At 45.3% G+C, this 24,533-nt stretch carries 19 protein-coding genes, 4 pseudogenes and 1 riboswitch; of the genes and pseudogenes, 10 read left to right on the forward strand and 13 right to left on the reverse strand.

All coding sequences use genetic code 11. The features are described from left to right. The first annotated feature begins 193 nt into the window (after positions 1 to 193). Positions 194 to 1,789, forward strand: coding sequence for a hydroxylamine reductase (gene hcp / locus LIZ66_RS13155; protein ID WP_227200901.1), 1,596 nt, complete (start codon positions 194 to 196; stop codon positions 1,787 to 1,789). Positions 1,790 to 1,802: 13 nt separating this feature from the next. Further along, the gene (locus LIZ66_RS13160) at positions 1,803 to 2,414 is read left to right on the forward strand and encodes an ATP-binding protein (protein ID WP_227200900.1); all 612 of its coding nucleotides are present in this window, start codon (positions 1,803 to 1,805) and stop codon (positions 2,412 to 2,414) included. 159 nt (positions 2,415 to 2,573) lie between these two features. Here LIZ66_RS13160 and LIZ66_RS13165 read toward each other — a convergent pair whose 3' ends face one another. The 7 genes from LIZ66_RS13165 to LIZ66_RS19425 all read right to left on the reverse strand — a co-directional run bounded on the left by LIZ66_RS13165 (position 2,574) and on the right by LIZ66_RS19425 (position 9,704). Continuing rightward, entirely contained in the window at positions 2,574 to 3,371 is a 798-nt protein-coding gene (locus LIZ66_RS13165) for an HAD family hydrolase (protein WP_195590271.1), read from the reverse strand. Between the two features lie 180 nt (positions 3,372 to 3,551). Further along, positions 3,552 to 4,304 carry a DeoR/GlpR family DNA-binding transcription regulator gene (locus LIZ66_RS13170; protein WP_118579534.1) on the reverse strand — a complete coding sequence of 251 codons (753 nt, stop codon included), beginning with the start codon at positions 4,302 to 4,304 and terminating at the stop codon, positions 3,552 to 3,554. After that, positions 4,298 to 5,947, reverse strand: coding sequence for a phosphoenolpyruvate--protein phosphotransferase (gene ptsP, locus LIZ66_RS13175; RefSeq protein ID WP_173770138.1), 1,650 nt, complete (start codon positions 5,945 to 5,947; stop codon positions 4,298 to 4,300). Before ptsP ends, LIZ66_RS13170 begins: the two co-directional genes overlap by 7 nt. A gap of 160 nt (positions 5,948 to 6,107) precedes the next feature. Continuing rightward, positions 6,108 to 6,365, reverse strand: coding sequence for an HPr family phosphocarrier protein (locus LIZ66_RS13180; RefSeq protein WP_118579528.1), 258 nt, complete (start codon positions 6,363 to 6,365; stop codon positions 6,108 to 6,110). Between the two features lie 215 nt (positions 6,366 to 6,580). Further along, positions 6,581 to 8,494: a PTS fructose transporter subunit IIABC gene (locus tag LIZ66_RS13185; RefSeq protein ID WP_195392234.1), complete on the reverse strand. Its 1,914-nt coding sequence runs from the start codon at positions 8,492 to 8,494 to the stop codon at positions 6,581 to 6,583. Then, positions 8,491 to 9,423, reverse strand: coding sequence for a 1-phosphofructokinase (pfkB, locus tag LIZ66_RS13190; RefSeq protein ID WP_195392235.1), 933 nt, complete (start codon positions 9,421 to 9,423; stop codon positions 8,491 to 8,493). Before pfkB ends, LIZ66_RS13185 begins: the two co-directional genes overlap by 4 nt. Positions 9,424 to 9,575: 152 nt before the next feature. Beyond that, positions 9,576 to 9,704, reverse strand: a complete 129-nt coding sequence (locus tag LIZ66_RS19425; protein ID WP_306797091.1) for a DUF6783 domain-containing protein — start codon at positions 9,702 to 9,704, stop codon at positions 9,576 to 9,578. Here LIZ66_RS19425 and LIZ66_RS19430 point away from each other — a divergent pair. Further along, positions 9,666 to 9,800 (forward strand): annotated as a pseudogene (locus LIZ66_RS19430) (DUF6783 domain-containing protein); the annotation flags it as partial. The gene LIZ66_RS19425 and the pseudogene LIZ66_RS19430 sit on opposite strands and share 39 nt — an antisense overlap. A 164-nt stretch (positions 9,801 to 9,964) precedes the next feature. Here LIZ66_RS19430 and LIZ66_RS13195 read toward each other — a convergent pair. Then, positions 9,965 to 13,729 carry an ABC transporter ATP-binding protein/permease gene (locus LIZ66_RS13195; protein WP_227200899.1) on the reverse strand — a complete coding sequence of 1,255 codons (3,765 nt, stop codon included), beginning with the start codon at positions 13,727 to 13,729 and terminating at the stop codon, positions 9,965 to 9,967. A gap of 334 nt (positions 13,730 to 14,063) precedes the next feature. Between LIZ66_RS13195 and LIZ66_RS13200 the strand changes: the two genes are divergently transcribed. Then, positions 14,064 to 14,630: a flavodoxin family protein gene (locus LIZ66_RS13200; RefSeq protein WP_118579516.1), complete on the forward strand. Its 567-nt coding sequence runs from the start codon at positions 14,064 to 14,066 to the stop codon at positions 14,628 to 14,630. A gap of 73 nt (positions 14,631 to 14,703) precedes the next feature. Continuing rightward, positions 14,704 to 14,769 (forward strand): DUF6783 domain-containing protein, encoded by a 66-nt coding sequence (locus LIZ66_RS19435; RefSeq protein WP_306797093.1) that lies wholly within the window; start codon positions 14,704 to 14,706, stop codon positions 14,767 to 14,769. On the opposite strand, the pseudogene LIZ66_RS19440 reads toward LIZ66_RS19435, so the two are convergent. Next, positions 14,746 to 14,889: pseudogene (locus LIZ66_RS19440) on the reverse strand (DUF6783 domain-containing protein); the annotation flags it as partial. The gene LIZ66_RS19435 and the pseudogene LIZ66_RS19440 overlap by 24 nt on opposite strands. 27 nt (positions 14,890 to 14,916) lie before the next feature. On the opposite strand from LIZ66_RS19440, the gene LIZ66_RS13205 reads away from it, so the two are divergent. Continuing rightward, the gene (locus tag LIZ66_RS13205) at positions 14,917 to 16,314 is read left to right on the forward strand and encodes an alanine/glycine:cation symporter family protein (protein ID WP_173774153.1); all 1,398 of its coding nucleotides are present in this window, start codon (positions 14,917 to 14,919) and stop codon (positions 16,312 to 16,314) included. A 62-nt stretch (positions 16,315 to 16,376) separates the two neighbouring features. Here the strand turns inward: LIZ66_RS13205 and LIZ66_RS13210 are convergent, their stop codons facing one another. The 3 genes and pseudogenes from LIZ66_RS13210 to LIZ66_RS19445 all read right to left on the reverse strand — a co-directional run. Beyond that, positions 16,377 to 16,985, reverse strand: a complete 609-nt coding sequence (locus tag LIZ66_RS13210; RefSeq protein ID WP_226838095.1) for a hypothetical protein — start codon at positions 16,983 to 16,985, stop codon at positions 16,377 to 16,379. A 135-nt stretch (positions 16,986 to 17,120) separates the two neighbouring features. Beyond that, entirely contained in the window at positions 17,121 to 18,425 is a 1,305-nt protein-coding gene (locus LIZ66_RS13215) for a sirohydrochlorin cobaltochelatase (RefSeq protein ID WP_195699988.1), read from the reverse strand. Between the two features lie 204 nt (positions 18,426 to 18,629). Beyond that, a riboswitch (cobalamin riboswitch) is annotated at positions 18,630 to 18,805 on the reverse strand. Between the two features lie 71 nt (positions 18,806 to 18,876). Continuing rightward, positions 18,877 to 18,978, reverse strand: a pseudogene (locus tag LIZ66_RS19445) (DUF6783 domain-containing protein); the annotation flags it as partial. Between LIZ66_RS19445 and LIZ66_RS19450 the strand changes: the two are divergent. The 4 genes and pseudogenes from LIZ66_RS19450 to LIZ66_RS13230 all read left to right on the forward strand — a co-directional run. Further along, a pseudogene (locus tag LIZ66_RS19450) lies at positions 18,955 to 19,065 on the forward strand (DUF6783 domain-containing protein); the annotation flags it as partial. The pseudogenes LIZ66_RS19445 and LIZ66_RS19450 sit on opposite strands and share 24 nt — an antisense overlap. Positions 19,066 to 19,226: 161 nt before the next feature. Further along, positions 19,227 to 19,610 (forward strand): metal-sensing transcriptional repressor, encoded by a 384-nt coding sequence (locus LIZ66_RS13220; RefSeq protein ID WP_118579507.1) that lies wholly within the window; start codon positions 19,227 to 19,229, stop codon positions 19,608 to 19,610. Between the two features lie 99 nt (positions 19,611 to 19,709). Continuing rightward, entirely contained in the window at positions 19,710 to 22,394 is a 2,685-nt protein-coding gene (locus tag LIZ66_RS13225; protein WP_226815672.1) for a heavy metal translocating P-type ATPase, read from the forward strand. A gap of 341 nt (positions 22,395 to 22,735) precedes the next feature. Beyond that, positions 22,736 to 24,319 (forward strand): glucose-6-phosphate isomerase, encoded by a 1,584-nt coding sequence (locus LIZ66_RS13230; protein WP_226815671.1) that lies wholly within the window; start codon positions 22,736 to 22,738, stop codon positions 24,317 to 24,319. A gap of 140 nt (positions 24,320 to 24,459) precedes the next feature. On the opposite strand, the gene LIZ66_RS20080 is transcribed toward LIZ66_RS13230, so the two are convergent. Further along, the coding region (locus LIZ66_RS20080) for a DUF6783 domain-containing protein (protein ID WP_408611545.1) at positions 24,460 to 24,533 on the reverse strand (74 nt) is incomplete at its 5' end.

Raw genomic sequence — 24,533 nt, forward strand, 5'->3', positions numbered from 1 at the left:
ATAGTATGCGTACAAAGTCAAGGGCGGAGACAGAAATTAATTATCCATCTCTGACTTTCTCATGCGAAACGAAAAGAATTTCCTGTTACTTTTCCTTTTGCAATTACAAAACATTCAGAACCCAGTCAACTTATTTTTACGAAATACTTATACCTTATAGAACAATATGATCAAATTCAGGAGGAAACTATTTATGGAACAGAACATGTTTTGCTTTCAGTGTGAACAAACTGCCGGATGTACCGGCTGTACAGGTGCCAAAGGAGTCTGTGGAAAGACCGCGGATACAGCCAGACTTCAAGATGAACTTACCGGAGCTCTCATCGGACTCGCCCATGCAGCAGATGAGAATACACCACTTGCAGAAACCACATGGAAACTGATGGTGGAAGGTCTATTTGCTACCCTTACAAACGTAAGCTTCGATGACAAAGCCATCGCAGAAATTACAGACCGCATCCACCAGGAAAAAGCCCGGCTTCGCCCAGACTGTGGCGGCTGCGCTTCCCCTTGCGGACATAACGACGACTACGATATGAAGCTTCTCTGGAACGCCCAGGAAGACATCCGCTCCCTGAAATCTCTGATTCTCTTTGGAATCCGCGGAATGGCGGCTTATGCCTACCATGCAATGACACTTGGATATACTGACACAGAAGTAAACGAATTTTTCGCAAAAGCACTTTTTGCACTGGGCGAGGACTGGGATATGGACCTGCTTCTTCCTATTGTAATGGAAACAGGTAAATACAATCTTTCCTGCATGGAGCTTCTTGACCGCGCTAACACTGCCACTTACGGCACACCAGCTCCTGTTACAGTACCTCTTACTGTGGAAAAAGGCCCATTCATCGTCATTACCGGTCACGACCTCCATGACCTGAAACTTCTTCTGGAACAAACAGAAGGAAAAGGCATTAATATTTACACCCACGGTGAAATGCTTCCCTGTCATGCTTATCCGGAACTGAAAAAGTACAGTCACCTGAAAGGAAACTTCGGTACTGCATGGCAGAACCAGCAAAAAGAATTTGCAGAGCTCCCAGCTCCTGTTCTTTTTACCACAAACTGCCTGATGCCGCCGAAACCAAGCTACATGGACCGGGTATTTACTACAGGAACTGTCACTTTCCCTGGAACTGTTCACATTAATGAAGAAAAAGATTTCACACCAGTTATCCAGCGTGCCCTGGAGCTTGGCGGATATCAGGAAGATCAGCATTTTACCGGAATCAACGGCGGAACTTCTGTTACAACCGGCTTTTCCCATGGAACCATTCTTGGCGTTGCAGATCAGGTAATTGATGCTGTAAAAGCAGGTGCTATCCGTCACTTTTTCCTGGTAGCAGGCTGCGACGGCGCAAGAAGCGGACGCAATTACTATACCGATTTTGTAAAGCAGTCTCCTTCTGATTCCATAATTCTTACACTTGCATGCGGAAAATACAGATTTAACGATCTGGACCTTGGAACCATCGGTGGGCTTCCAAGACTGATGGATATGGGACAGTGCAATGATGCTTACGGCGCGATCAAGGTTGCGGTCGCTCTTGCAGAAGCATTTGGATGTGGGGTAAATGAGCTTCCTCTTTCCATGGTGCTCTCCTGGTATGAGCAGAAAGCAGTTTCCATTCTGCTTACCTTGCTTCACCTTGGAATCAAAAACATCCGTCTCGGCCCGACCCTTCCGGCATTTTTATCACAGAATGTGCTCAATTATCTGATAGAAAACTTTGGGATTGCTGCGATTACTACGCCAGAGGAAGATTTGAAAACGTTATTGGGATAAGGAGGATACTCTCATGATCAGAAAAATCATTCATATAGATGAAGAAAAATGCAACGGCTGCGGGCTCTGTGCCCGCGCCTGCCACGAAAGTGCAATTGGAATTATAGATGGAAAAGCAAAACTGCTTCGGGAAGATTACTGCGACGGTCTGGGAGACTGCCTCCCTGCCTGTCCAACAAATGCCATTTCTTTTATAGAAAAGGAGGCAGCTGCTTACAACGAAGCCGCAGTTCTGGAAAATAAGAAAAAGCTGGAAGCACACTCCCAGCTTCAACAGTGGCCGGTACAGATTAAGTTAGTTCCCATCAATGCTCCATATTTTGACGATGCTGACCTTCTTATTGCTGCAGATTGCACAGCCTATGCTTACGCTAACTTCCATCAGGATTTTATCAAAGGTAAGATTACTCTTATCGGCTGTCCGAAACTGGACTCTGTAGATTACAGCGAAAAGCTCACCGAAATCATCCGTCAGAACAATATCAAGAGTGTTACCATCGTGCGCATGGAAGTTCCATGCTGCGGCGGAATCCAGAATGCAGCCATAAATGCCATGAAAGCCAGTGGAAAATTTCTTCCATGGCAGGTATACACCATCTCCACAGATGGAAGGATTCTTGCCTGATTTTGCCCCACAAAAATCCGGACTGCTCCACACAGCCCGGATTTTTTATCCCTGTAATCCCTTTGATTGACGAATCATATCTTCCACTACAATATCAAAAATTTCTCCAATGGAATTACAAAATTGAATGTACTCCCATTTCTTTATTCTTCTTTTCTCTTATAACTCCAAAATCATTTTTAATACATTCAGCACACTGTCCGGACCTGGTTTCTCCAGTACGTATCTGGCGGCCTGCTTGGCTTCCTCGCGGGCAGTGGTAACTGCATAGCTCTTTCCAGCTTCCAGCAGCATGCTCACATCATTGCAGTTATCTCCGAAAGCAACAACCTCTTCTCTCTTCGTAATTCCAAGACGATTGCAAAGTTTCTGAAGAGCATTTCCCTTTCCGGAATGTACATCCACGAAATCTACCCAGTAATCACCGGAAGCCATGATCTGAATCTTATCTCCAAAACGCCGCTTCGCTTCCTCTGCTCCTAGAGCTGCATCCACTTCTTCGTTATACATGGCAACTTTTGTCATAGTCTCCGGGGCATTCAATACATCGTCCACTTCATTTACATGAAGTTTATATCCTTCCCGAAGTTTCTTCACAAAAGCCTGGTCTGCCCGCTCCACGTATGCCTGGGCACTGCCTGCTGTCATGAAAGAAGCTCCCTCCTGGGCTCTCACATACTCCACAACCTCTTTGAGTATATCTGCAGGAATTGCCATTTTCTCAATAATTTCTCCCTGATAGGAAATGATTCCACCATTTCCTGCAATAAAATAAATATCATCTTTTACAGGTGCAAACACTCTTTCAATACTGTCATATTCTCTGCCGCTGACAGCCGCAAATACAATTCCCTTAGCCTTCAGCTTTCGGATAATGTCATAAATTTCCGGATTAATATCCATGGTGCCTTCTTTCAGAAGTGTACCATCCAGATCTGATGCGATCAGTTTTATCATAGCTCTACCTCATGTATTTCTGCTAGTACATAACAGGGGATTCCAACATATTTTCTATTCCATAAAAAATCCACAGAACTCCCAACCTTTATCTGTCAGAAATCCTGTGGACTATTATACTATGAAAGGAACACTTTATCCAGAGTATATTAAAAAATCATTCCTGCAGTAACAAGACAGTTACTGTTCCTTCTGTACTTCTATAATATTGGCACAATCTTCATAGCCAGACGGAATCCTGTCTGTAATTATCGTAGATCTGTAAAAATCTGCAAAGGTCACAGAACTGATATTGTCAAACTTGGAACTATCACAGAGCACATAGCACTCCCTGCACTGCTCCATGGCAGCTGCTTTAACTGCCGCTTCATTGGCATCCGGGGTAGTACAGCCACTCTTTCTGGTAAGTCCATTGGTTCCAAAAAAGCCTTTGGTAAAATGATAACCACGAATCGTATTCATAGCCTGATTACCAATTACTGCTTCTGTAGTGCTCTTCAGCTCTCCACCTACAAGAAGAACCTTAAAGCCTCTTCCTGCCAGTGTCTGGGCATGTACCACTGCATTGGTAACAAATACTGCCCTTGTAACCTTAAGAAACTTCAGGATATCCCCAGTAGTAGTACCTGCATCAATATAGACAAAATCCTCATCCTGGATAAGACCTGCTGCATATTTTGCGATCCGGTCCTTCTCCTCCAGCTTCAGTCCCATTTTCTCGGCAACTGAATATTCATATGCAGTTACCCGCTCCTTCAGTTCCACGGCACCACCGAAAACTTTCTCCAGCTTGCCTTCCTTATCCAGTGCGGTAATATCTCTTCGCACTGTTGACTCTGATGTATCTAAAAGATCCTTCACTTCTGTGACAGTAATACTTCCTTTCTCTCTCAGAAGCTCCAAAATGATCTCATGTCGCTGCTGTGTTAACATTCTTTTCCCGCCTTATAATCTGTAACATTGGTTTCCAGAATGATCTTGCGCAGTGGCAGAATACTTCCCGGTGAAACAGAAAGTTCGTCCACTCCCATTGCCAGAAACTCTTTTGTAAGTGACTGGTCAGCACCAAGTTCTCCACAGATTCCAGCCCAGATACCAGCCTTATGAGCATTCTCCACAACCAGGGAGATCATGCGCAGCACTGCCGGGTGATGAGGATCAAAAAACAGGTCGAGCTGAGGATTCTGACGATCGATTGCCATAGTATACTGGCTGAGATCGTTGGTTCCGATGCTGAAGAAATCGACCTCTTTCGCAAGATCATCACTGATGATTGCTGCTGCCGGAGTCTCAATCATAATTCCCTGTTCCGGATTGCCAAACTCTACGCCCTGAGCGGTAAGCTCCGCTTTCACTTCCTCTACGATTTCCTTGATCTTACGCACTTCCTGTACGCTGGTGATCATAGGATACATAATTGCGATCTTGCCAAATGCACTGGCACGGAATAAAGCACGAAGCTGTGTCTTGAAAATCTCCGGTCTTGTCAGACAGATACGGATTGCCCTGCATCCCAGTGCCGGATTCTCTTCATGCTCCATGTGGAAATAATCGCATTGCTTGTCTGCACCAATGTCCAGTGTACGAATGATCACTCTCTTGCCTGCCATAGTCTGTGCAACCTGTCTGTAAATCTGGAACTGTTCTTCCTCTGTTGGGAAATCTTCTTTCTCCAGATAAATAAACTCACTTCTGAAAAGACCGATTCCACCGGCATCATTCTGAATGACTGTTGCCAGATCCTTGATGTTGCCAATATTAGCGTACAGCATTACTTTCTGTCCGTCAAGAGTAACGTTCTCTTTTCCTTTAAGGGTCAAAAGAAGCTGCTTTCTGGAAAGATCTTCTTCCTGGCGCTTCTTCATCTCTGCCAGAGTCGCCTCATCCGGATCTACATAAAATGTACCGTTTGCACCGTCTACAATTCCAAGTCTGCCATCAATCTCACTCTCAAGAGACACGGAAGTATTTACAAGTGCAGGAATCGCCATGGTCCTTGCAAGAATCGCTGTATGGGAATTCAAGGAACCTTTCACTGTAACAAAAGAAAGAACTTTATCCTTATCCAGCTGTACAGTCTCTGATGGCGCCAGATCCTCTGCCACGATGATCTTCGGCTCGTCTGCATCTACAGCCCCTGTCTCTTCTCCATTTAAAATGGTGAGAAGCCGCTCAGAAATATCACGAACATCTGCCGCACGCTCTCTCATATAATCGTCGTCCATTGCAGAAAACATCTGCGCGTAATTGTCACCTGTAGTTGCCACTGCATACTCTGCATTTACGCCCTGGCTGCGAATGATATTCTCTACAGATTCATTATATCCATCGTCCTCCATCATCATCTGATGAACTTCGAAGATTGCTGCATTGGCTTCCCCGACTTCTCTCAAGGCCTTATCGTAAAGTCCCTGGAGCTGTTTAATCCCTTCTGCCTTAGCTTTCTCATAGCGCGCCATCTCCTGTTCCGGATCATCAATCTTCACACGCTTAACCTGCTGCTCTTTTTTCTGATATACGCTGATCTTACCGATGGCAATACCACCGAAAACACTTTTTCCATTATATATCTGCATTTTTTCTCTCCCACTTATTTGATCTGCTGACAGGAGAACAAACGCTCCTTCCAGCATTTCCCGTTCTCGTGATACTTACCAAAGACTCACGCAAATATCACTTTGACAGACTGTTTACAAACAAACAGGGACATACCCGCAGGTATGTCCCCTTCCTGTCTTACAGAGTTTCCTGCATGAATTTGCTCACTGCCTCATATGCAGCGTCTTCATCTGCGCCTTCAAATGTAAGAGTAACCTCGTCACCTTTCTTCACTGCAAGTCCCATAATTCCGAAGATTGCCTTACAGTTCATAGCCTTGCCGCCCTTTGCGATCTTGATATCAGAAGAAAAAGCCTTTACTGCTTTTACAAGCTCTCCTGCTGGACGTGCGTGGATTCCTTCCGGGTCTGTTACAACATACTTAAATTCTCTCATGATTCATTCCTCCATTTTTTTATCTTTGGTCTCTATTGATTTTCTTATTATTTAATTTCTTTATATCGGATTTCACATTCTGTGTCAATCACTATTCACGATTATGTTACTGTTCATGACCTTCACAATAACACGATTATACCTGCATATCTTTTCCAGACATGGATTACCATTCATTCCGCAGCCAATATTAGAGCCTGTTTGAACATCCATTGTCAGGCATTTTTCTTTTTCAGAACTCCCAGGAGCACTGCGGAAACAACAGTTCCCACTACCAGTGCACTCACATACTGCACTGCATTTCCCATAACCGGAACCACGAAGATTCCACCGTGAGGTGCCATCAGGGTACAGCCAAATGCCATGGACATTGCACCTGCAAGACCAGATCCCACAATACATGCCGGAAGCACATGAAGCGGGTCGGCTGCTGCAAAAGGAATGGCTCCCTCTGTGATAAAGGCAAGTCCCATAATAAAGTTGGTAGGACCAGACTCCCTTTCTTCTTTCGTAAATCTGTCTTTAAAAAGAAGTGTAGCAAGTGCGATGGCGCATGGCGGAACCATACCACCAACCATAACAGCTGCCATAATATCATAGTTACCAGCTGCAATCGCTGCAGTACCAAATACATATGCTGCCTTGTTAAACGGACCACCCATGTCGATTGCCATCATTCCGCCAAGGATCAGTCCAAGAATGATCTTGCTGGAGCTTCCCATGGAGGTAAGTCCGTTATTCAGTGCTGTATTGATACCCCCCATGATGGGCTCTACAACAAACAGCATCAGAAGTCCCATGATCAGAATACCAACAACCGGATAAATCAGAACCGGCGCGATCTTCTCAAGAGCTTCCGGAAGCTTCTCACATACCTTACGAAGTCCCAGAATAATATATCCTGCTGCAAAACCAGCTACCAGAGCACCAAGGAAACCTGAAGTTCCGCTGTGTGCCATCATTCCACCCACAAAGCCAAGTGCAAGTGCCGGTCTGTCACCGATTGCCATGGCAATAAATCCTGCCAGAACCGGAAGCATAAAGCCAAATGCCACATCACCAATCTGCTTGAACATGGCTGCTGCCGGGGTGATGGTACCAAAATTAGCTCGCTCTGCCACATCCAGAGCATTCATATCAACCATAAGACCATCGATCAAAAAGGCAATGGCGATCAGAATACCACCGCCAACTACAAACGGAAGCATATGGGAAACACCATTCATCAACTGGGTGTAAATCTTGTGTCCCACACTGCCACCGGCCTTATTCTGACTCTGTGATGAGGCTGATGCATTTCCGCTGTGATAAATCGGTACGTTTCCAGACATGGCAAGCTCTACAAGCTCATCAGCCTTATTGATTCCGTCAGAAACCTGACGCTGAATCACCTTCTTGCCGTCAAAACGGTCCATGGGAACCTGGGCATCGGCTGCAACGATAATGCAGTCTGCATCCTGAATCTCCTGATCCGTAAGCACATTCTTGGCGCCGCCAGAGCCTCTTGTCTCAATTTTCACAAAACAGTTCTTCGCCTTGGCAGCCTTCTCAATTCCTTCTGCTGCCATGTAGGTGTGGGCAATTCCTGTAGGACAGGAAGTAACAGCCAGAATCTTAAACTGATCCGCTTCAGCCTCTCCCATATCGGCCAGACGCTCATCTACGCTCTTCTTCTCCTCATCTGCCTGATCAATGATCGCAAGAAATTCCTCTGGTGTCTTCGCTGCACGAAGGCTCTTGGTAAAGTCCTCATCCATCAGCATCATGGAAAGCTTGCTGAGCACATCCAGATGAACATTATCCTCTGTATTCGGCGCAGCAATAAGAAACAGCAAGGTAACCGGCTCTCCGTCAAGAGAGTCAAAGTCAACCCCTCCCGGTATCACCATAGCGGCAAGTCCTGGTTTCTCTACTGCATCACATTTACCATGAGGAATGGCGATTCCCTCCCCGATTCCTGTAGTACTTTCTTCCTCTCTGGCATAGACCTGCTTACGGTACGCTTCCTCATCATTAATCTTGCCACTTCTGGTCATAAGGGAAACCGCTGCATCCAGAGTCTGAGACTTATCTGCTGGGGCAGCATTTAACGAAATACTTCTTACGTCCAGTAAATCTGTGATCCTCATTTCTTCCTTTCCTCCTGATCCTTTCCTGTGATCTTCTGATATACAGCTTTAATCTCTTCTCTGGTAGCAAGATTCTCAGAAAACGCACTGGCACTTCCAGCTGCGATTCCCATGTGGAACGCATATTCATAATCCTGCTTCTCCATATATCCTGCCATAAATCCGGCAACCATGGAGTCTCCGGCTCCAACACCATTGATCAGCTTGCCTTTCGGTGCAGGCTCCTCATAAACGTCTCCATTCTCAGCAATAAGGACTGCGCCCTCTCCTGCCATGGAGATCAGTACATTCACAGCTCCCATCTCCTGGAGTTTCTTACCATATGGGATCACGGACTGGCGGTCTTTCAGTTCCACGCCGAAGATCTCACCAAGTTCATGGTTATTTGGCTTAATGAGAAATGGATGATAAGGGAGAACCTTCATCAGAAGATCTCTCGTCGCGTCCACTGCGATTCTTACGCCTCTGCCGTCCAGCATAGCCATGATCTTCTGGTAGGCATCATCCGGCATGGATGATGGAATGCTTCCGGAAAGGAAAAGTACATCGCCTTGTCCAAGCTCTCCTAACTGCTTCATCAGCAGATCCACCTTATCAGTTCCGATCTTCGGTCCCTGTCCATTGATTTCTGTACCGTCTATACTCTTCAGCTTCAGATTGATTCTGGAAAAGCCTTCCCCTACCTGGATGAAACCATTCCTCACACCCATCTCCTCAAGACGTCTGATAATCTCATCTCCGGTAAATCCGGCTGTAAATCCAAGGGCTGTACTCTCAATTCCCAGATTCATAAGAACTGTAGAAACATTAATTCCCTTGCCTCCCGGCAAAAGCATCTCCGAACTGGTTCGATTGGTAAGACCAAGCTGGAAGTTCTCTACCGACACGATGTAATCCAGTGACGGATTAAAAGTCACAGTGTAAATCATTTCTGCCTCCTGCTTATTTTTGCTTGTTTTTGATTTGTTGTGCTTATTATACTTTCACGCACAGTCAAAGTCAATCAATCTTTTTCACAAGATTTTCACTTATGATTTATTACAATTGCACAAATATGAATTATTTTGACCGTTTTTGATTTTTATATGCAACGATGTGCCAGAGCATGTGCAAAAAAGCTTTCTGCAAGATGTACGTCACAATTTGTGGGAGATTTTGTCCGGATGAGGGCGTTGTAGCGGGCTACGGCAACCGAATTCAGGCGAAACATACCGCAAAGTGGGGCGTGCAGATTGCGGGAATGATTTTTCAAACGCGCTCCAGTACAGTAAAAATTAAGTATCTGCCACATTGGCGCAGTATATGACAGATCAGACAGGTCAATATGGCGGTTATTTACTATTGGCTGTACGAATAGTAATATCCATAAATCACAAAAAAATGCAGATATCAGGCTGTGCCTCAACCTGAACCCTGCATTTTTCTGTATTTTATAATGATGGTCAAAATCAGTCATCAAATTCTGTTATTTTAATCAGTTCGAAGCGCTGTCACCGGATCACTTTTAGCAGCTTTTCTTGATGGGATCAGTCCGCCAAGAAGAGTCAGAACCACGCTCAGTCCGATCAGAACTACTGCTGCTACAGGAGGAAGAGCCGCCTTCACATTCACTCCGTCAGCCAGTGACCGGATAATGCTGTTCGCAGGAATGAGAAGAAGCAATGTAATTCCAATCCCCATAGCACCTGCGCAAAATCCGATAATAAACGTCTCCGCATTGAACACCTGTGACACGTTGTGCCTGGAAGCACCAATCGCTCTTAGAATACCAATTTCTTTTTTCCTCTCCAGAACACTAATATACGTGATAACACCGATCATAATGGAAGAAACCACAAGGGAAATCGCTACAAAAGCCACCAGAACATAACTGATAATATTTACAATATTCGTAACTGACGACATCAGCGTTCCCACAAGATCCGTATAAGTGATCACCTTCTCATCCTCTCCTGCCGCTTCCATATCCGCGTTATACTGATCCAGAATACCTACAATTTCTGATTTACTTTCAAAATCCTTTGGATAGATATTAATTCCGCCAGGAACATTCAGATCTGCATATCCAAGCTTTTTCAGATTTCCGTCATAAGAAGAATTTTCAGATGACAGCAGGGACATCATGAGCTCTGAGAGGTCGTCCTCATTCATGTTCATCTGAATTGCTTTTGCAAAAGCCTCCGGATCAATGGAAAGCGCATCTTCCATATTTCCCATGCCGCTTCCCAATCCGCCAAGTCCGCTCATAGCCTGGCTCATTGCAGAAGTAATACTGGATGACACGCTGGTCATCACAGACTGCATCGCCTCCTGCATACCGGAGCTGATATTTCCAATCATCTGCTCCATAGCAGTCTGGATTCCCTTCGTAAGCTGTTTTTCCACCTGTTCCATTATCTCTGTGAATTTTGACTCAATCCCCTTTGTGATCGCATCAGTGAAAGAAGTCATCATGGCTTTCATGTAAGTTTCCATTGCCTGGGAAAACTGCGTCTGCACCTCGCTGGTATCCACAAGAGTCATAAGTCCATTCATGAGACGATTCTGCCCATCCTCTGTCTGCATATATTCCAGAAAATAGGTTCCCAGATTAGCCGGGTCCGGAAGGGAATTATTCCTGGCATACTCCGGATAAGCAGCTACAACGTCCTGCAAAAGAAGATCCTGTATCTGTTTTGTGGTAATATTCACTGTCACGCTGTTTTTAACCAGATTCTCTGCTTCCTCTTTGATCTGCTGCTGGATTTCTCCCTGACTTAAAAAGGCAAGAATGCTGGCCACATCTGTCTGGGTGATACCATTTGCCTTGGCATACTCCTGATACTGGTTCATCAGCCCCACAGCCACTGCGATCAGTTTTTCCGAAGACATATCCACGTTCACGTTATTTTTCACCAGCTCCTGCAGATCCTTGCACAGACGTTCGTTCATCTCTTTTGATGTCAGATACTGCTTCAATGCTGCCTGCATTTTATCCATATCGGCTTCCGGTTTGTCTTTAATACTTTCCTGATAGCCTGTAAGAACATCTTTTAACAGGGCAGTTACTTTTTCTTCTGTAAAATCAAACTTCACTGACTTCAGTGCCTGACTCATATCCGGAACCTGGTCTACCGGAAGATTTTTCAGAATTTCTTCCGGATCAATCATATGGGAAAGATCCAGATCAAGGTCATCCAGCTTGATAAGCTTGGAAAGATCCGGCATACTGCTCTCATCCAGATTTATATTTCCAGCCAGAGCTGACATGTCAGGCATATCCGGCATTTCCACATTCAATCCGGAGGACAGCCCCGAAAGACTGGACAGGTCCATATTAAATCCACTGAGATCTACCTGAAAGGCCTCCTGCAGGGCATCCGCGTTAATGGAAAAAAGGGATTCCATGTCAAACTTACTGTTCTCATTGTCTTCTTTTCCAAATTCCTCTCCGGTAAAAACATTTATCTTTTCATCCGCCAGCTGCTGCTTCACAATTTCACTGGAAGCGGCCTTCTCAATCACATGTCTGGTAAGCTCCGGGGTATAACAGATTCCTGCAGTGAGCATGGAAGCAGTGGCACCTTCCACAGGCTGGACAATTCCCACAATTGTCAGATCTTCTCCGTTTTTCACCAGTTTTTTCATATAAGAGCTGTTGTCTGATTTATCCTTCCAGACCTTATATTCTTCATCATATTCATAATAATCGGTACTGTTTACCAGCTTAAATTTCTTCCCCAGGATTTCATCATAGGTGTATGGACCCTCGTTTTCTGGCGTTTCCACTGCCTCTTCTGCCATAAATTTCTGAACCATATCATCCAGTTCCTTACCGTCCCGAAGCCCAAGAGTGTACTGGAGGAAATCACTGATATCGCCCTGTGAAGTAAGCACCAGTACACATTCTTTATAATTTTCAGGCCATCTTCCCGCTTTCACGTCATATTGATCCTTATAAAGATCAGCATCTTCCGGCATTTCATGAAAAACATCAGTGCTCATGGTAGAAGACATAATGCTGTTGGAGGAACCAGAGCCCAAACCCATAGCCGAAAAAGATTTGTCCGGATTTACCTGTCGGATATTTTTTCCATTTTCCAGAAAAATCTGGGGAGAAACAGAATACGTATACTCCACCGAATTTGCATACTGGGAAATGCTGCTTTCATTACTGTCCAGGTAAACCTTCAGAGACTCCAGATCATTGGAATTCATTTTGGAGAACATATTAGTCACCATCTGGGCAACTCCTACTTCCCTATCCTTTTTCCCACTCTGCGCTGTGGCTGCTCCCATCATCATAGAGGTAAGATCCACTCCTGTGCTTTGTATCTGCAACGGATATTCTGAAAGTGTTTCTTCTTCCATATTTGTAATGTATTTGTCTACACCATTTGATATGGAAAGGATCAGCGCAATTCCGATAATACCGATGGAGCCTGCAAAAGAAGTAAGTAAGGTCCGGGCTTTCTTGGTCTTCAGATTCTGAAAGCTAAGGGAAAGTGCAGTAAAAAAGGACATGGAGGATTTTCCCATATTCTTGTGAACAGGAAGTGCCATGCTCTCGCTGTCTATCACAAACGGATCTGTATCAGAAAGGATCCGCCCATCTTTTACCGTCACGATTCTGGTGGCATAAAGCTGAGCAAGCTCCGGATTATGGGTGACCATTACTACCAATCGTTCCTTTGCGACCTCTTGCAAAAGATCCATAACCTGTACACTGGTATCTGAATCCAGGGCTCCTGTTGGCTCATCCGCCAAAAGAATTTCCGGGTCATTTACAAGTGCTCTGGCAATTGCCACTCGCTGCATCTGACCGCCTGACATCTGACTTGGCTTTTTGTGGATCTGGGCACCAAGGCCTACTTTTTCCAGAGCTTCTTTTGCACGGCGTCTCCGCTCACTTTTTGATACACCGGAAATGGTAAGGGCAAGCTCCACGTTTGCAAGAACTGTCTGGTGTGGGATCAGATTATAACTCTGAAACACAAATCCTATGGTATGATTTCGATAAGAGTCCCAGTCCCTGTCTTTATATTTTTTCGTAGAAATCCCATTGATGATCAGATCGCCACTATCGTACCGGTCAAGACCACCAATAATATTCAGAAGAGTGGTTTTTCCCGAACCGCTGGGACCAAGAATTGCCACAAATTCATTGTCCCGAAGACTAAGGCTCACTCCGTCCAGGGCACGCTGTACCAAATTTCCTGTTCTGTATTCTTTGTGTATGTCTTTGATCTGAAGCACTTACTACTTCCTTTCTGTCGCATAATAAATGTTTATAACCATTCACCAATTCAGGCAAAATATACCGCAAAGTGGGGCGCCGAAGATTTCGATTTTTATGTGAGTCAGATTCACATAAAATACCTTGCGGAATAATATTTGCTGAATAGTTCAAATATTTTTTATTATAATCTTAAATTGTGAACATATTGTGTTTTTAAAATAAAACCATTCTCTTGAAATCCAACTATTTCTATCGTATAATAAGAAGATACATTACCGCTTTAGAGAGATGATGCATGCAGATTGCGGCTATCGCAGTCTGATATAACTTACTTCAGAAAGGATGAAAAACATGAAGGTTTTACTCTTAAATGGCAGCCCGCGCAAGGAAGGCTGTACGTTCACCGCACTTAGTGAAGTGGCAAAAACACTGAATCATAATGGAATTGATACTGAGATTTTCCAAGCTGGAAATCCGGATACAGATAATGTAAAAGCCGCCGCGGCGAAATTAAAAGAAGCAGATGCGCTTATAGTTGGTTCTCCGGTATACTGGGCTTCCCCATCCGGACAGATCATTGAATTTATGGATAAGCTTTGCTCCATGGCAGGCAAAGACATGCTCCACAAACCAGCTGCAGCAGTTGCTTCTGCAAGAAGAGCCGGCACCACAGCTACTTTAGACGTTCTTCAGAAATATTTCAGCTATCATGAAATGCCTGTTGTATCTGCTAACTACTGGAACATGGTTCACGGAAATACTCCTGCAGAAGTTGCGCAGGATGAAGAAGGACTTCAGATCATGCGCTCACTTGGAAACAATATGGCATGGCTTCTGAAATCCCTGGAAGCAGGGAAAGCGGCAGGTATTGCAGTTCCTCAGGCGGAAGATAAGATCAAGACAAATTTTATCCGCTAAATATGGTGCAGTAGTTGTCATATCTTCACATAAATGAAGCTCCAGAGCATATCTAAAAAAGGCTTTTTGCAAGATGTGCGTCACAATTTGTGGGAGTTTTTGCCCGGATAAGGGCGCCGTAGCAGGCTACAGCAACTGAATTCGGGCAAAATTTCCCACAAAGCGGGCGTGCAGATTGCAAGAATGATTTTTCAAACAGGCTCTGGCTGCACCAGTTTAATAATGTGTGTGACATGGAAGAAGTTCCGTTCGCATACATCAAAAAAAACTTCCAGAGAGGTATTTTATGCTGCAAATAATCGAAACCATCAACACCGCTGTAAATAATTTTATCTGGGGCGTTCCTGCAATGGTCTGTATTTTCGGAGTTGGTCTTTATCTTAGTATCCGCACCAATTTTCTTCAGATTCGCAAATTCCCCTACGCAATCAAAACAACCCTTGGACGTATTTTCCGCAAACGTGACGCATCTGACGGTGCTATCACGCCTTTCCAGGCAGTGTGTACAGCACTTGCAGCCACGGTCGGTACTGGCAATATTGCCGGTGTAGCAGGTGCTATCGCAATTGGCGGTCCCGGAGCCATATTCTGGATGTGGGTTTCTGCACTGTTTGGCATGTGTACCAAATATGCTGAGGTTACTCTGGCGGTACACTACCGCGAGATCAATGCCAACGGTGAACTGGTAGGCGGTCCCATGTATTACATCAAGAACGGTCTTAGCAAAAAATGGCACTGGCTGGCTTATCTGTTCGCAGCATTCGGCGTGCTCACTGTATTTGGTACCGGCAACGCTACACAGGTCAATACTATCACCACTGCCATCAATTCTGCATTGCTGAATTATAACGTGATCAGCGAAAGCGCCGTTTCTACTTCCAACCTGATCATCGGAATCATAATTGCCATTCTGATCGCCATGATCCTTCTTGGCGGAATCAAACGAATTGGCCATGTTACCGAAAAGCTGGTTCCATTTATGGCTCTGCTTTACATCCTTCTCGGACTGGGAGTTATCCTTCTGAACATTCAGAATGTACCAGCTGTATTCGCTTCTATTTTCAGAGGGGCATTTCAGCCCAGAGCTGTAACAGGCGGCATTGTTTTAAGTATGTTCACCAGTTTAAAAAAAGGTGTTTCCCGTGGTATCTTCTCTAACGAGGCTGGTCTTGGTACCGGATCCATTGCCCATGCGTGTGCAGATACCAAAAAGCCTGTAAAACAAGGTATGTTCGGTATTTTCGAAGTCTTTACAGATACCATCGTGATCTGTACACTGACTGCACTGGTTATCCTTTGCAGCGGCGTTGCTGTTGATTATGGAAAAGCAGCCGGTGCAGAGCTTACTATCCTTGGATTTACTTCTACATATGGAAGCTGGGTATCCATTTTTACAGCAATTGCCATGTGCTGCTTCGCTTTTTCCACAGCAGTCGGATGGGGACTTTACGGTGCCCGCTGCATCGAGTTCCTGTTCTCTGAAAAAGTGATCAAACCATTTATGGTTATTTATTCCCTGGTTGCCATCCTTGGCGCAACTGCCAACCTTGGACTGATGTGGAGCATTGCAGAGACATTTAACGGTCTTATGGCAATTCCCAACCTGATTGCTTTGTTCCTGCTTTCCGGTACAGTTGTGAAGCTGACAAAAGAATATTTTGCCGGAGAGGGCAAAACAAAATAAATATAAAAAGGGACATCGCATGAACCGTTTTCGCTCATGTGATGTCCCTTTCAGATTATTGATCAATCCTTATTCTCTTCCTCGGCAGCTGCATCTGTAGTTGTATCAGCATCTTCACTTTTCTCTTCCTCACCGATCTCAACTGCATTTTTTTCTTCCTCAGTCTGCTCCTGCACATCCGTAACGCTTACCTTATGGTCATACCATTTGCCCTTTTTACCAATGATTGCCAGGTCAAATTCCTCATCCAGCTTCTCTACCGGAACATTGAATCCATAAACCTCCTCTGTCATGCCATCGCTGTAAGTTACCTTATCAATAGTAGGCTGAATCAGTTCGGCACCGTCTTTCTGTGCATCCTCTGCTGTTCCAAGGAAAACATTCTCAATATTCTTGGAAACGAGAGTGATATGAACGGTCATTTTACCATCCTTTACAGTGAGGGTAGCTCTTCCGTTGCAAGCCTCATTTACATGGAACATACTGCTGTCTGTGTCAAACTCTACACCATAAACACCGTCTTCAAGTTCGCTGTCTGCGGCATTCTCTGCACCATCTGTGGTTTCCTCTGCCTCAGCCTCTGTGGCTTCTGCAAATGCCGGGAATGCAGTTCCTGCTGTCATAGCGGAAATACTTACAGCTGTTAATAAAATGACTAATGAACGTTTCATAATAACTCTCCTTGCTTTTTCTTTATTTACGGTGCACTTGTGTGTACCGTATTTGTTTTATTACTCAAACAGCTGCCCCACAGTGTAGGAGCAGCTGCTTTTGTTCTGTTGCAATAACAATTTATACCAAAATAATTATTTCGCGATGGAATCAATAGCTGCCTGAGTATGAGCTACATAAAGCTGCTCAACAGCGTCAATTCTTCCAAGACCTTCGATCTGGCAATCAATCTCATCGAAATTTCCAGAAGCCTCGAACATGCTCTTCCAGGAATCGTCATCATCACCAGCCATATCATTGTTTGCATGGTCACCAGCAACAACCATAAGCGGACGAAGGATTACTTTCTTGAATCCGGCATCTTTTACTTTATTGATAACTTCATCACAAGCTGTATCCTCTGGCTCACCTTCTACAGTACCGATGAATGCGTTTGTGAATCCAAGTTTCTCCATCTGGGTCTGCATCTGGTCATATGTAACGTTTGCTGTATGGGAAGTACCATGTCCCATGAATACAAATGCGGTTCCATCTTCTGCAGCTGCTTCCATGCTGTCATATCCAGCTTCTTTTACAGCTTCATCTGTGATTGCCTGAGCAACAGCAGCTTTGTCATCGTTGATAACGGTAGCGTCATCGCCAACCTCACCAAGCATTGGCTCAGCGATTGCTACAGATTCAAATTTATCTTTGTAAGCATCAATAGCTTCTACCATCTCATCGTACTCAGCACCATGCATAAGATGTGTAGGCTGAACTACAAGATTCTTAACACCGTTTGCTACTGCACGGTCAAGTGCCTGCTGCATGTTATCAATCTTCTCATCATCTCTTGCCTGTACATGGTTGATAATGATCTGAGCGGTAAATGCTCTTCTTACAGACCAATCCGGGAATGCTTCTGCAAGAGCATCCTCGATTCCCTTAATATCCTCTGCACGGCTGTCGTTAAAGGATGTACCAAAGCTTACTACAAGAAGCTCATTCTCACCGATCTCGTCCTGATTACGCGGATCATCCTTGGAAGCATCACCTGTGTCACGTCCGAAATACTCTGGACTTGCCTCTTCTCCCTCTACAAGCTCTTTCTGAGCATCTGTAAGGGCATCCCATGCTTCTTTAGCTTCCTTGCACTGCTCATCTGTATCATCTGTTCTCTCCTGAACATAAATAGCATCGATAAGTGCTGCTACTTTATCAGCCGCTTCCTTATCTGCATCTGCAGTGTCATCAGCTGCTTCTGCATCGTCTGTTGTCTCAGCATCATCAGCTGCTTCAGCATCGTCAGCTGCCTCAGCATCATCAGCTGTCTCAGCATCGTCTGTTGTCTCCTCTGCTGCTTCCTCTGTCTCTGCAAATGCAACAGTTGCTGTTGCTGCTGTCATGCTTGCTGCCATAGAAGCTGCAAGAAGGATTGCTAATAAAGATTTTCTTTTCATTTCTTTTTCCTCTTTTTTTTGTATTTCCGGATAGAATCACGTATAAAGAATCCCATGGGAAATCTATCACCAATCTCCCATTGCATAAAAACAGCCGCATTTTCTGCGACTGCACACATTCTCATATACACACTTTTCTTCCAAAAAACATTCAGGAAATATTCATGTATCGTTATGAGAATACAGGTTCTGTGTACCGCAGACCTAAGATTCCACGCCAAGGCAGTTCTCCTGACTTCGGTCAACACTGCTCCCCCTTCCCGGTTTCCCAGTGGGCTCTGAAGCAGTTCCCTTACACAGTGACGGCATCGTTCCGGACTCTCACCGGATTCTCTTTTGCGCATCATGTTCATGATGCAACCTTCGCGCTATAACCATTATACATATTCGACTCGGATATTTAATATGTACCATATTATTATATATTTTTTATGAACTTTTTATGTATTTTTTATGAACTAGAGTATGTTTGAAAAAGGCTTTCTGCAAGATGTGCGTCACAATTTGTGGGAGATTTTGTCCTGATGAGGGCGCCGTAGTGGGCTACGGCAACTGAATTCGGGCAAAATATACCGCAAAGTGGGGCGTGCAGATTGCGGGAATAATTTTTCAAACAGATTACTATTCACTCCGTTCATAGCAACACGCTTCGCGATACACAGGAATCATGCTTTCGCATGGTTTCGCGCCGCAATTCTCAGGTTTTCTGTGAATTACTTATTGACAAATACCCCGCCAGGGTATATATTGGTTTCATCAAATACATACCCCTAAGGGGTATATAAGGAAAGGAGTCCGCCTATGACAGCTGATTATAAATCCGAATCCTGCTGCAGCCACACCGCAGCCGATCCTGCAACTCTTTCCAGCCAGGAACCTACCAAGAAGGTCTGTTCCTGCTGTTGTACCAAGCACACCGACCGTTCCGAAGCAGAACGCAGGAAGCTGGTAAACCGTCTGAAACGTATTGAAGGCCAGATAAGGGGTATTATAGGAATGCTGGAGAATGACGCTTACTGCAACGATATTCTTATTCAGTCAGCAGCTGTAAATGCCGCTGTGAATGCATTTAATAAGGAACTTCTCGCCAATCATATCCGAACCTGTGTGGCAAGAGATATCCGTGATGGTAAAGACGAAACCATTGATGAGCTGGTTGCAACTTTGCAGAAGCTAATGAAGTGAGATACCAGCGTATTCCGAATGTGTACCTGCCTGCGGAAGTACGAATGCGCAGAGCAGTCCGTTGGTATCGAAACACTGTATTCGAAGGAGGAATTTATTATGGAACAATACAACGTCACCGGCATGAGCTGTGCAGCCTGCAGCGCCCGTGTGGAAAAAGCGGTAAACAAGGTTCCGGGAGTTACTTCCTGCTCCGTAAGCCTGCTTACCAATTCCATGGGAGTGGAAGGAACTGCCTCAGCCTCTGCCATTGTCTCAGCTGTAGAAGAAGCCGGATACGGCTGCAGCCTGAAGGGTGCTTCCGGTCAGACGGAATCCGTTTCCGATGCTGAGAAAGCCTTGGAAGATCACGAAACGCCACTCCTCAGGAAACGGCTTATTGCCTCAGTAGGTTTTCTTCTGGTGCTGATGTACTTTTCCATGGGACACATGATGTGGGGATGGCCGCTGCCAGCCTGGTTTGATGGCAACCATATCGCCATGGGACTTGTACAGCTGCTTCTTGCAGGAATCGTCATGGTCATCAATCAGAAATTTTTCATCAGTGGCTTCAGGAGTCTGTGGCACCGCTCTCCGAACATGGATACCCTGGTAGCTCTCGGCTCCATGGCCTCCTTTGTATGGAGTGTCTACGCCCTGTTCGCCATGACCAGAGCCCAGGTTGACGGCAATTCCGAACTTGTCATGCACTACATGATGGAATTCTATTTCGAATCTGCCGCTATGATCCTGACCCTGATCACCGTTGGAAAAATGCTGGAAGCCCGTTCCAAGGGCAAGACCACGGATGCCTTAAAAGGTCTTATGAAGCTTGCTCCCAAGACTGCCGTTGTCATCCGAAACGGCCAGGAAGCCACCGTTCCCATTGACCAGGTTGTAAAAGGTGACACCTTTGTTGTCCGTCCTGGTGAGAACATCCCGGTGGATGGTGTGATTATCGAAGGCTCCAGTGCAGTCAACGAATCTGCCCTTACAGGTGAGAGTATCCCTGTCGACAAAGCTGCCGGAGATCTTGTCTCCGCAGCCACAGTCAACCAGTCTGGCTTTATCAAATGTGAAGCTACCCGCGTTGGCGAAGACACCACACTCTCCCAGATCATCAAAATGGTCAGTGATGCTGCAGCCACCAAAGCTCCTATTGCCAAAATCGCAGACCGTGTTTCCGGTGTTTTCGTACCTGCTGTTATCACTATTGCAATTATAACTACTATTGTCTGGCTGCTTACCGGTCATGAGGCTGGCTACGCCCTGGCAAGAGGAATTTCCGTTCTGGTCATCAGCTGCCCATGCGCCCTTGGTCTTGCCACTCCGGTTGCCATTATGGTTGGAAACGGAATGGGTGCCAAAAACGGTATCCTTTTCAAAACAGCCGTCTCCCTTGAGGAAGCCGGAAAGGTTCAGATCGTAGCCCTTGACAAAACCGGAACCATCACAAACGGTCAGCCGGAGGTTACTGACATTCTCCCTGCAGACGGCGTGTCTGAGAACGATCTTCTCACCATTGCCTACGCCCTTGAAAAAAAGAGCGAGCACCCTCTTGCGAAAGCCATTCTGGAAAAATCTGCAAGCCTTGGTCTTACAGCCCAGGAAGTCACAGAATTCCAGGCTCTTCCCGGCAATGGACTCTCTGCGAAGCTTGGCGCTTCCACGCTTATCGGCGGAAGCATGAAATACATCAACACTCTGGCAGCTGTCTCTCCGTCTCTTATGAACCAGGCCGAGAAGCTTGCCGAAGCAGGAAAAACTCCTCTTCTTTTCGCAAAAGATGGAAAACTTCTTGGAATCATTGCAGTTGCTGATGTAATCAAACCGGACAGTGCACAGGCGGTCAAAGAGCTTCAGAATATGGGTATCCACGTAGTTATGCTTACCGGAGACAACAAGCGCACGGCCAGAGCCATCGGCGCACAGGCAGGTGTTGACCAGGTTATTGCAGGCGTCCTTCCAGATGGAAAAGAGAGCGTCATCCGCTCCCTGAAGGAAAAAGGCAAGGTTGCCATGGTTGGCGACGGAATCAACGACGCACCAGCCCTTACCAGAGCAGATATTGGTATTGCCATCGGTGCCGGAACGGATATAGCCATCGACGCAGCAGATATTGTCCTTATGAAAAGCCAGCTTTCCGACGTGCCAGCTGCTATCCGTATGAGCCGCGCTACTCTTCGCAACATCCACGAGAATCTCTTCTGGGCGTTCTTCTACAATGTAATTGGTATTCCGCTGGCTGCCGGCGTATGGATTCCAATTTTCGGATGGACCTTGAACCCGATGTTCGGCGCTGCTGCCATGAGCCTTTCCAGCTTCTGTGTAGTTACCAACGCGTTGAGGCTAAACCTGTTTAAAATTCATGACGCAGTTAAAGATAAAAAAGTCAAGAATCCGGTTTCCATAGAATCCAATTCTGGAAATATTGCTGATTTCTCTGAAGCATCATCTGCTGTTTTCTCAAAATCATTCAATGCAGATAAAACTTCAGATGCAGAACAAACGATTAATAACAGCTGCAAGCTTTTGAACGAATGCAGCGATATTAATAACAATACTAACAAAAAGGAGAATAATACCATGGTAAAAGTGACAGTTAATGTAACAGGAATGATGTGCGGACATTGCGAAGCACACGTAAACAAAGCAATCCAGGAAGCATTTGGGGTACAGGATGTTGTATCCTCCCATGATGCCGGAACTACTATTTTCTCAGCACCAGAGAAAGTGGACGAGGACAAAATCCGCCAGGTAATCAAAGACGCTGGCTATGAAGTAACCGGAATTACACAGGAGTAATCCATCCCTCACATTCAACTTGACCAATGCAGAAACCTATTGCAAAGGTCCGTTCAAACAGCCGACAGAAACATTTTTCAGCTTCTGTCGGCTGTTTTTTTACTTCTATCCCCTCTTTTTCACCAGCTTTTATGTTCTTTTTTTCATATCAGCCCCATTCTTTCTTATATTAATGTTAATTTTTCAAGAATCTTCATCCTTGCATTGAAATTCTATAAATTTTTCAGTATAATGATTTCGATACGGGTCTCACAGTGAGACTCCTTTGAGAGCATAATCCGTTGCTGAACAAGCTTTGAACAGCAACTATAGTCTCAACCATTTAAAGGAGGAATTATATTATGGCAACATGGAAAAATCTTGACACACTTGATTCTTTTGGCAAACTGAAAGAGCTTAAGAATCACGTAGACATTGCGGCAGCTCTGTCTGGTGAAGAAGGTGGCAAGCGTGTAGCTGATTATAGTACACCAATGGCAGCTGGTCTTTCTTACAACTATGCAGCCAAAGAAGTAGACGAAACCGTTTTATCCGCACTTGCGAAACTGGCTGACGAGGCACAGCTGATCGACAAATTTCAGGAATTATATAATGGTGCAGTGATCAACACCGGAGAGAAACGTATGGTTCTTCATCACCTTGCACGTAAGCAGCTTGGTAACCCGGTTGTTGTAGATGGTGTAGACAAACGTGAATTCTACGTTGCCCAGCAGAAAAAAGCTGCTGATTTTGCAAATAAGGTTCATGCTGGTGAGATCACCAACGAAGCTGGTGAGAAATTCACCACAGTCGTTCAGATTGGTATCGGCGGAAGTGACCTTGGTCCCCGTGCTCTTTACATCGCACTGGAGAACTGGGCGAAGGCCAATAACACATTCAAGATGGAAGCGAAGTTCATCAGCAACGTTGACCCGGATGATGCAGCTGCAGTACTTGCTTCTGTAGACCTTGCACACTCCTTATTCATCGTTGTATCCAAATCCGGTACAACCCTTGAGACACTGACCAACGAAGCATTTGTAAAGGATGCCCTGACAAAAGCAGGTCTGAATCCTTCCAAACACATGCTTGCCGTTACAAGTGAGACTTCCCCTCTTGCAAAGAGTGAAGATTATCTTACCGCCATCTTCATGGATGACTACATCGGAGGCCGTTACTCTTCTGTTTCCGGCGTAGGCGGAGCAATCCTTTCCCTGGCATTCGGACCGGAAGTATTTGCTCAGCTCCTTGAAGGTGCTGCAGCTGAGGATCAGCTTGCAACAAACCGTGACCTTATGAAGAACCCAGATATGCTGGATGCCCTTATCGGTATCTATGAGAGAAATGTGCAGGGATATCCTTCCACAGCTGTTCTTCCATATTCACAGGCATTAAGCCGCTTCCCGGCACACCTTCAGCAGTGTGACATGGAGTCCAATGGTAAAACCGTAAACCGTTTCGGCGAGCCGGTTAACTACGTAACAGGTCCGGTTATCTTCGGAGAGCCAGGAACCAACGGTCAGCATTCCTTCTATCAGTTATTGCATCAGGGCTCTGACATTGTCCCGCTTCAGTTCATCGGCTTTAAGAACAGCCAGCTTGGCGTAGATGTTGACATTGAGAACAGCACCAGCCAGCAGAAGCTCTGCGCTAACGTGGCAGCTCAGATTGTTGCATTTGCCTGCGGTAAAGAGGATGAGAACCTGAACAAGAACTTTAAAGGTAAACGTCCGTCCAGCATTATCATTGGCCAGCAGCTTACACCAGCTTCCCTTGGTGCATTGCTTGCTCACTTTGAGAACAAGATCATGTTCCAGGGCTTTGTATGGAATCTGAACAGCTTCGACCAGGAGGGTGTTCAGCTTGGTAAAGTTCTTGCGAAACGTGTACTTGCACATGATACCGACGGCGCTCTTAAAGTATTCAGTGATCTTCTGAACATCTGATCTTTCAAACAGGCTCTAAAGCATATTTGAAAAATTTACGGCAGCCCGGGAATTTCCGGGCTGCCGTTTTTTTATGCTACATACTATAAAAACAGACCGCAGAGATCCTGTATTTCCATAATCTTCTGCGATCTGACATTTTAGAGCGTGTTGAAAAAGGCTCTAGAGCGTGTTTGAAAAAGGCTTTCTGCAAGATGTGCGTCACAATTTGTGG

Source organism: Blautia faecis, from assembly GCF_020554845.1.
Lineage (GTDB): Bacteria > Bacillota > Clostridia > Lachnospirales > Lachnospiraceae > Blautia_A > Blautia_A faecis.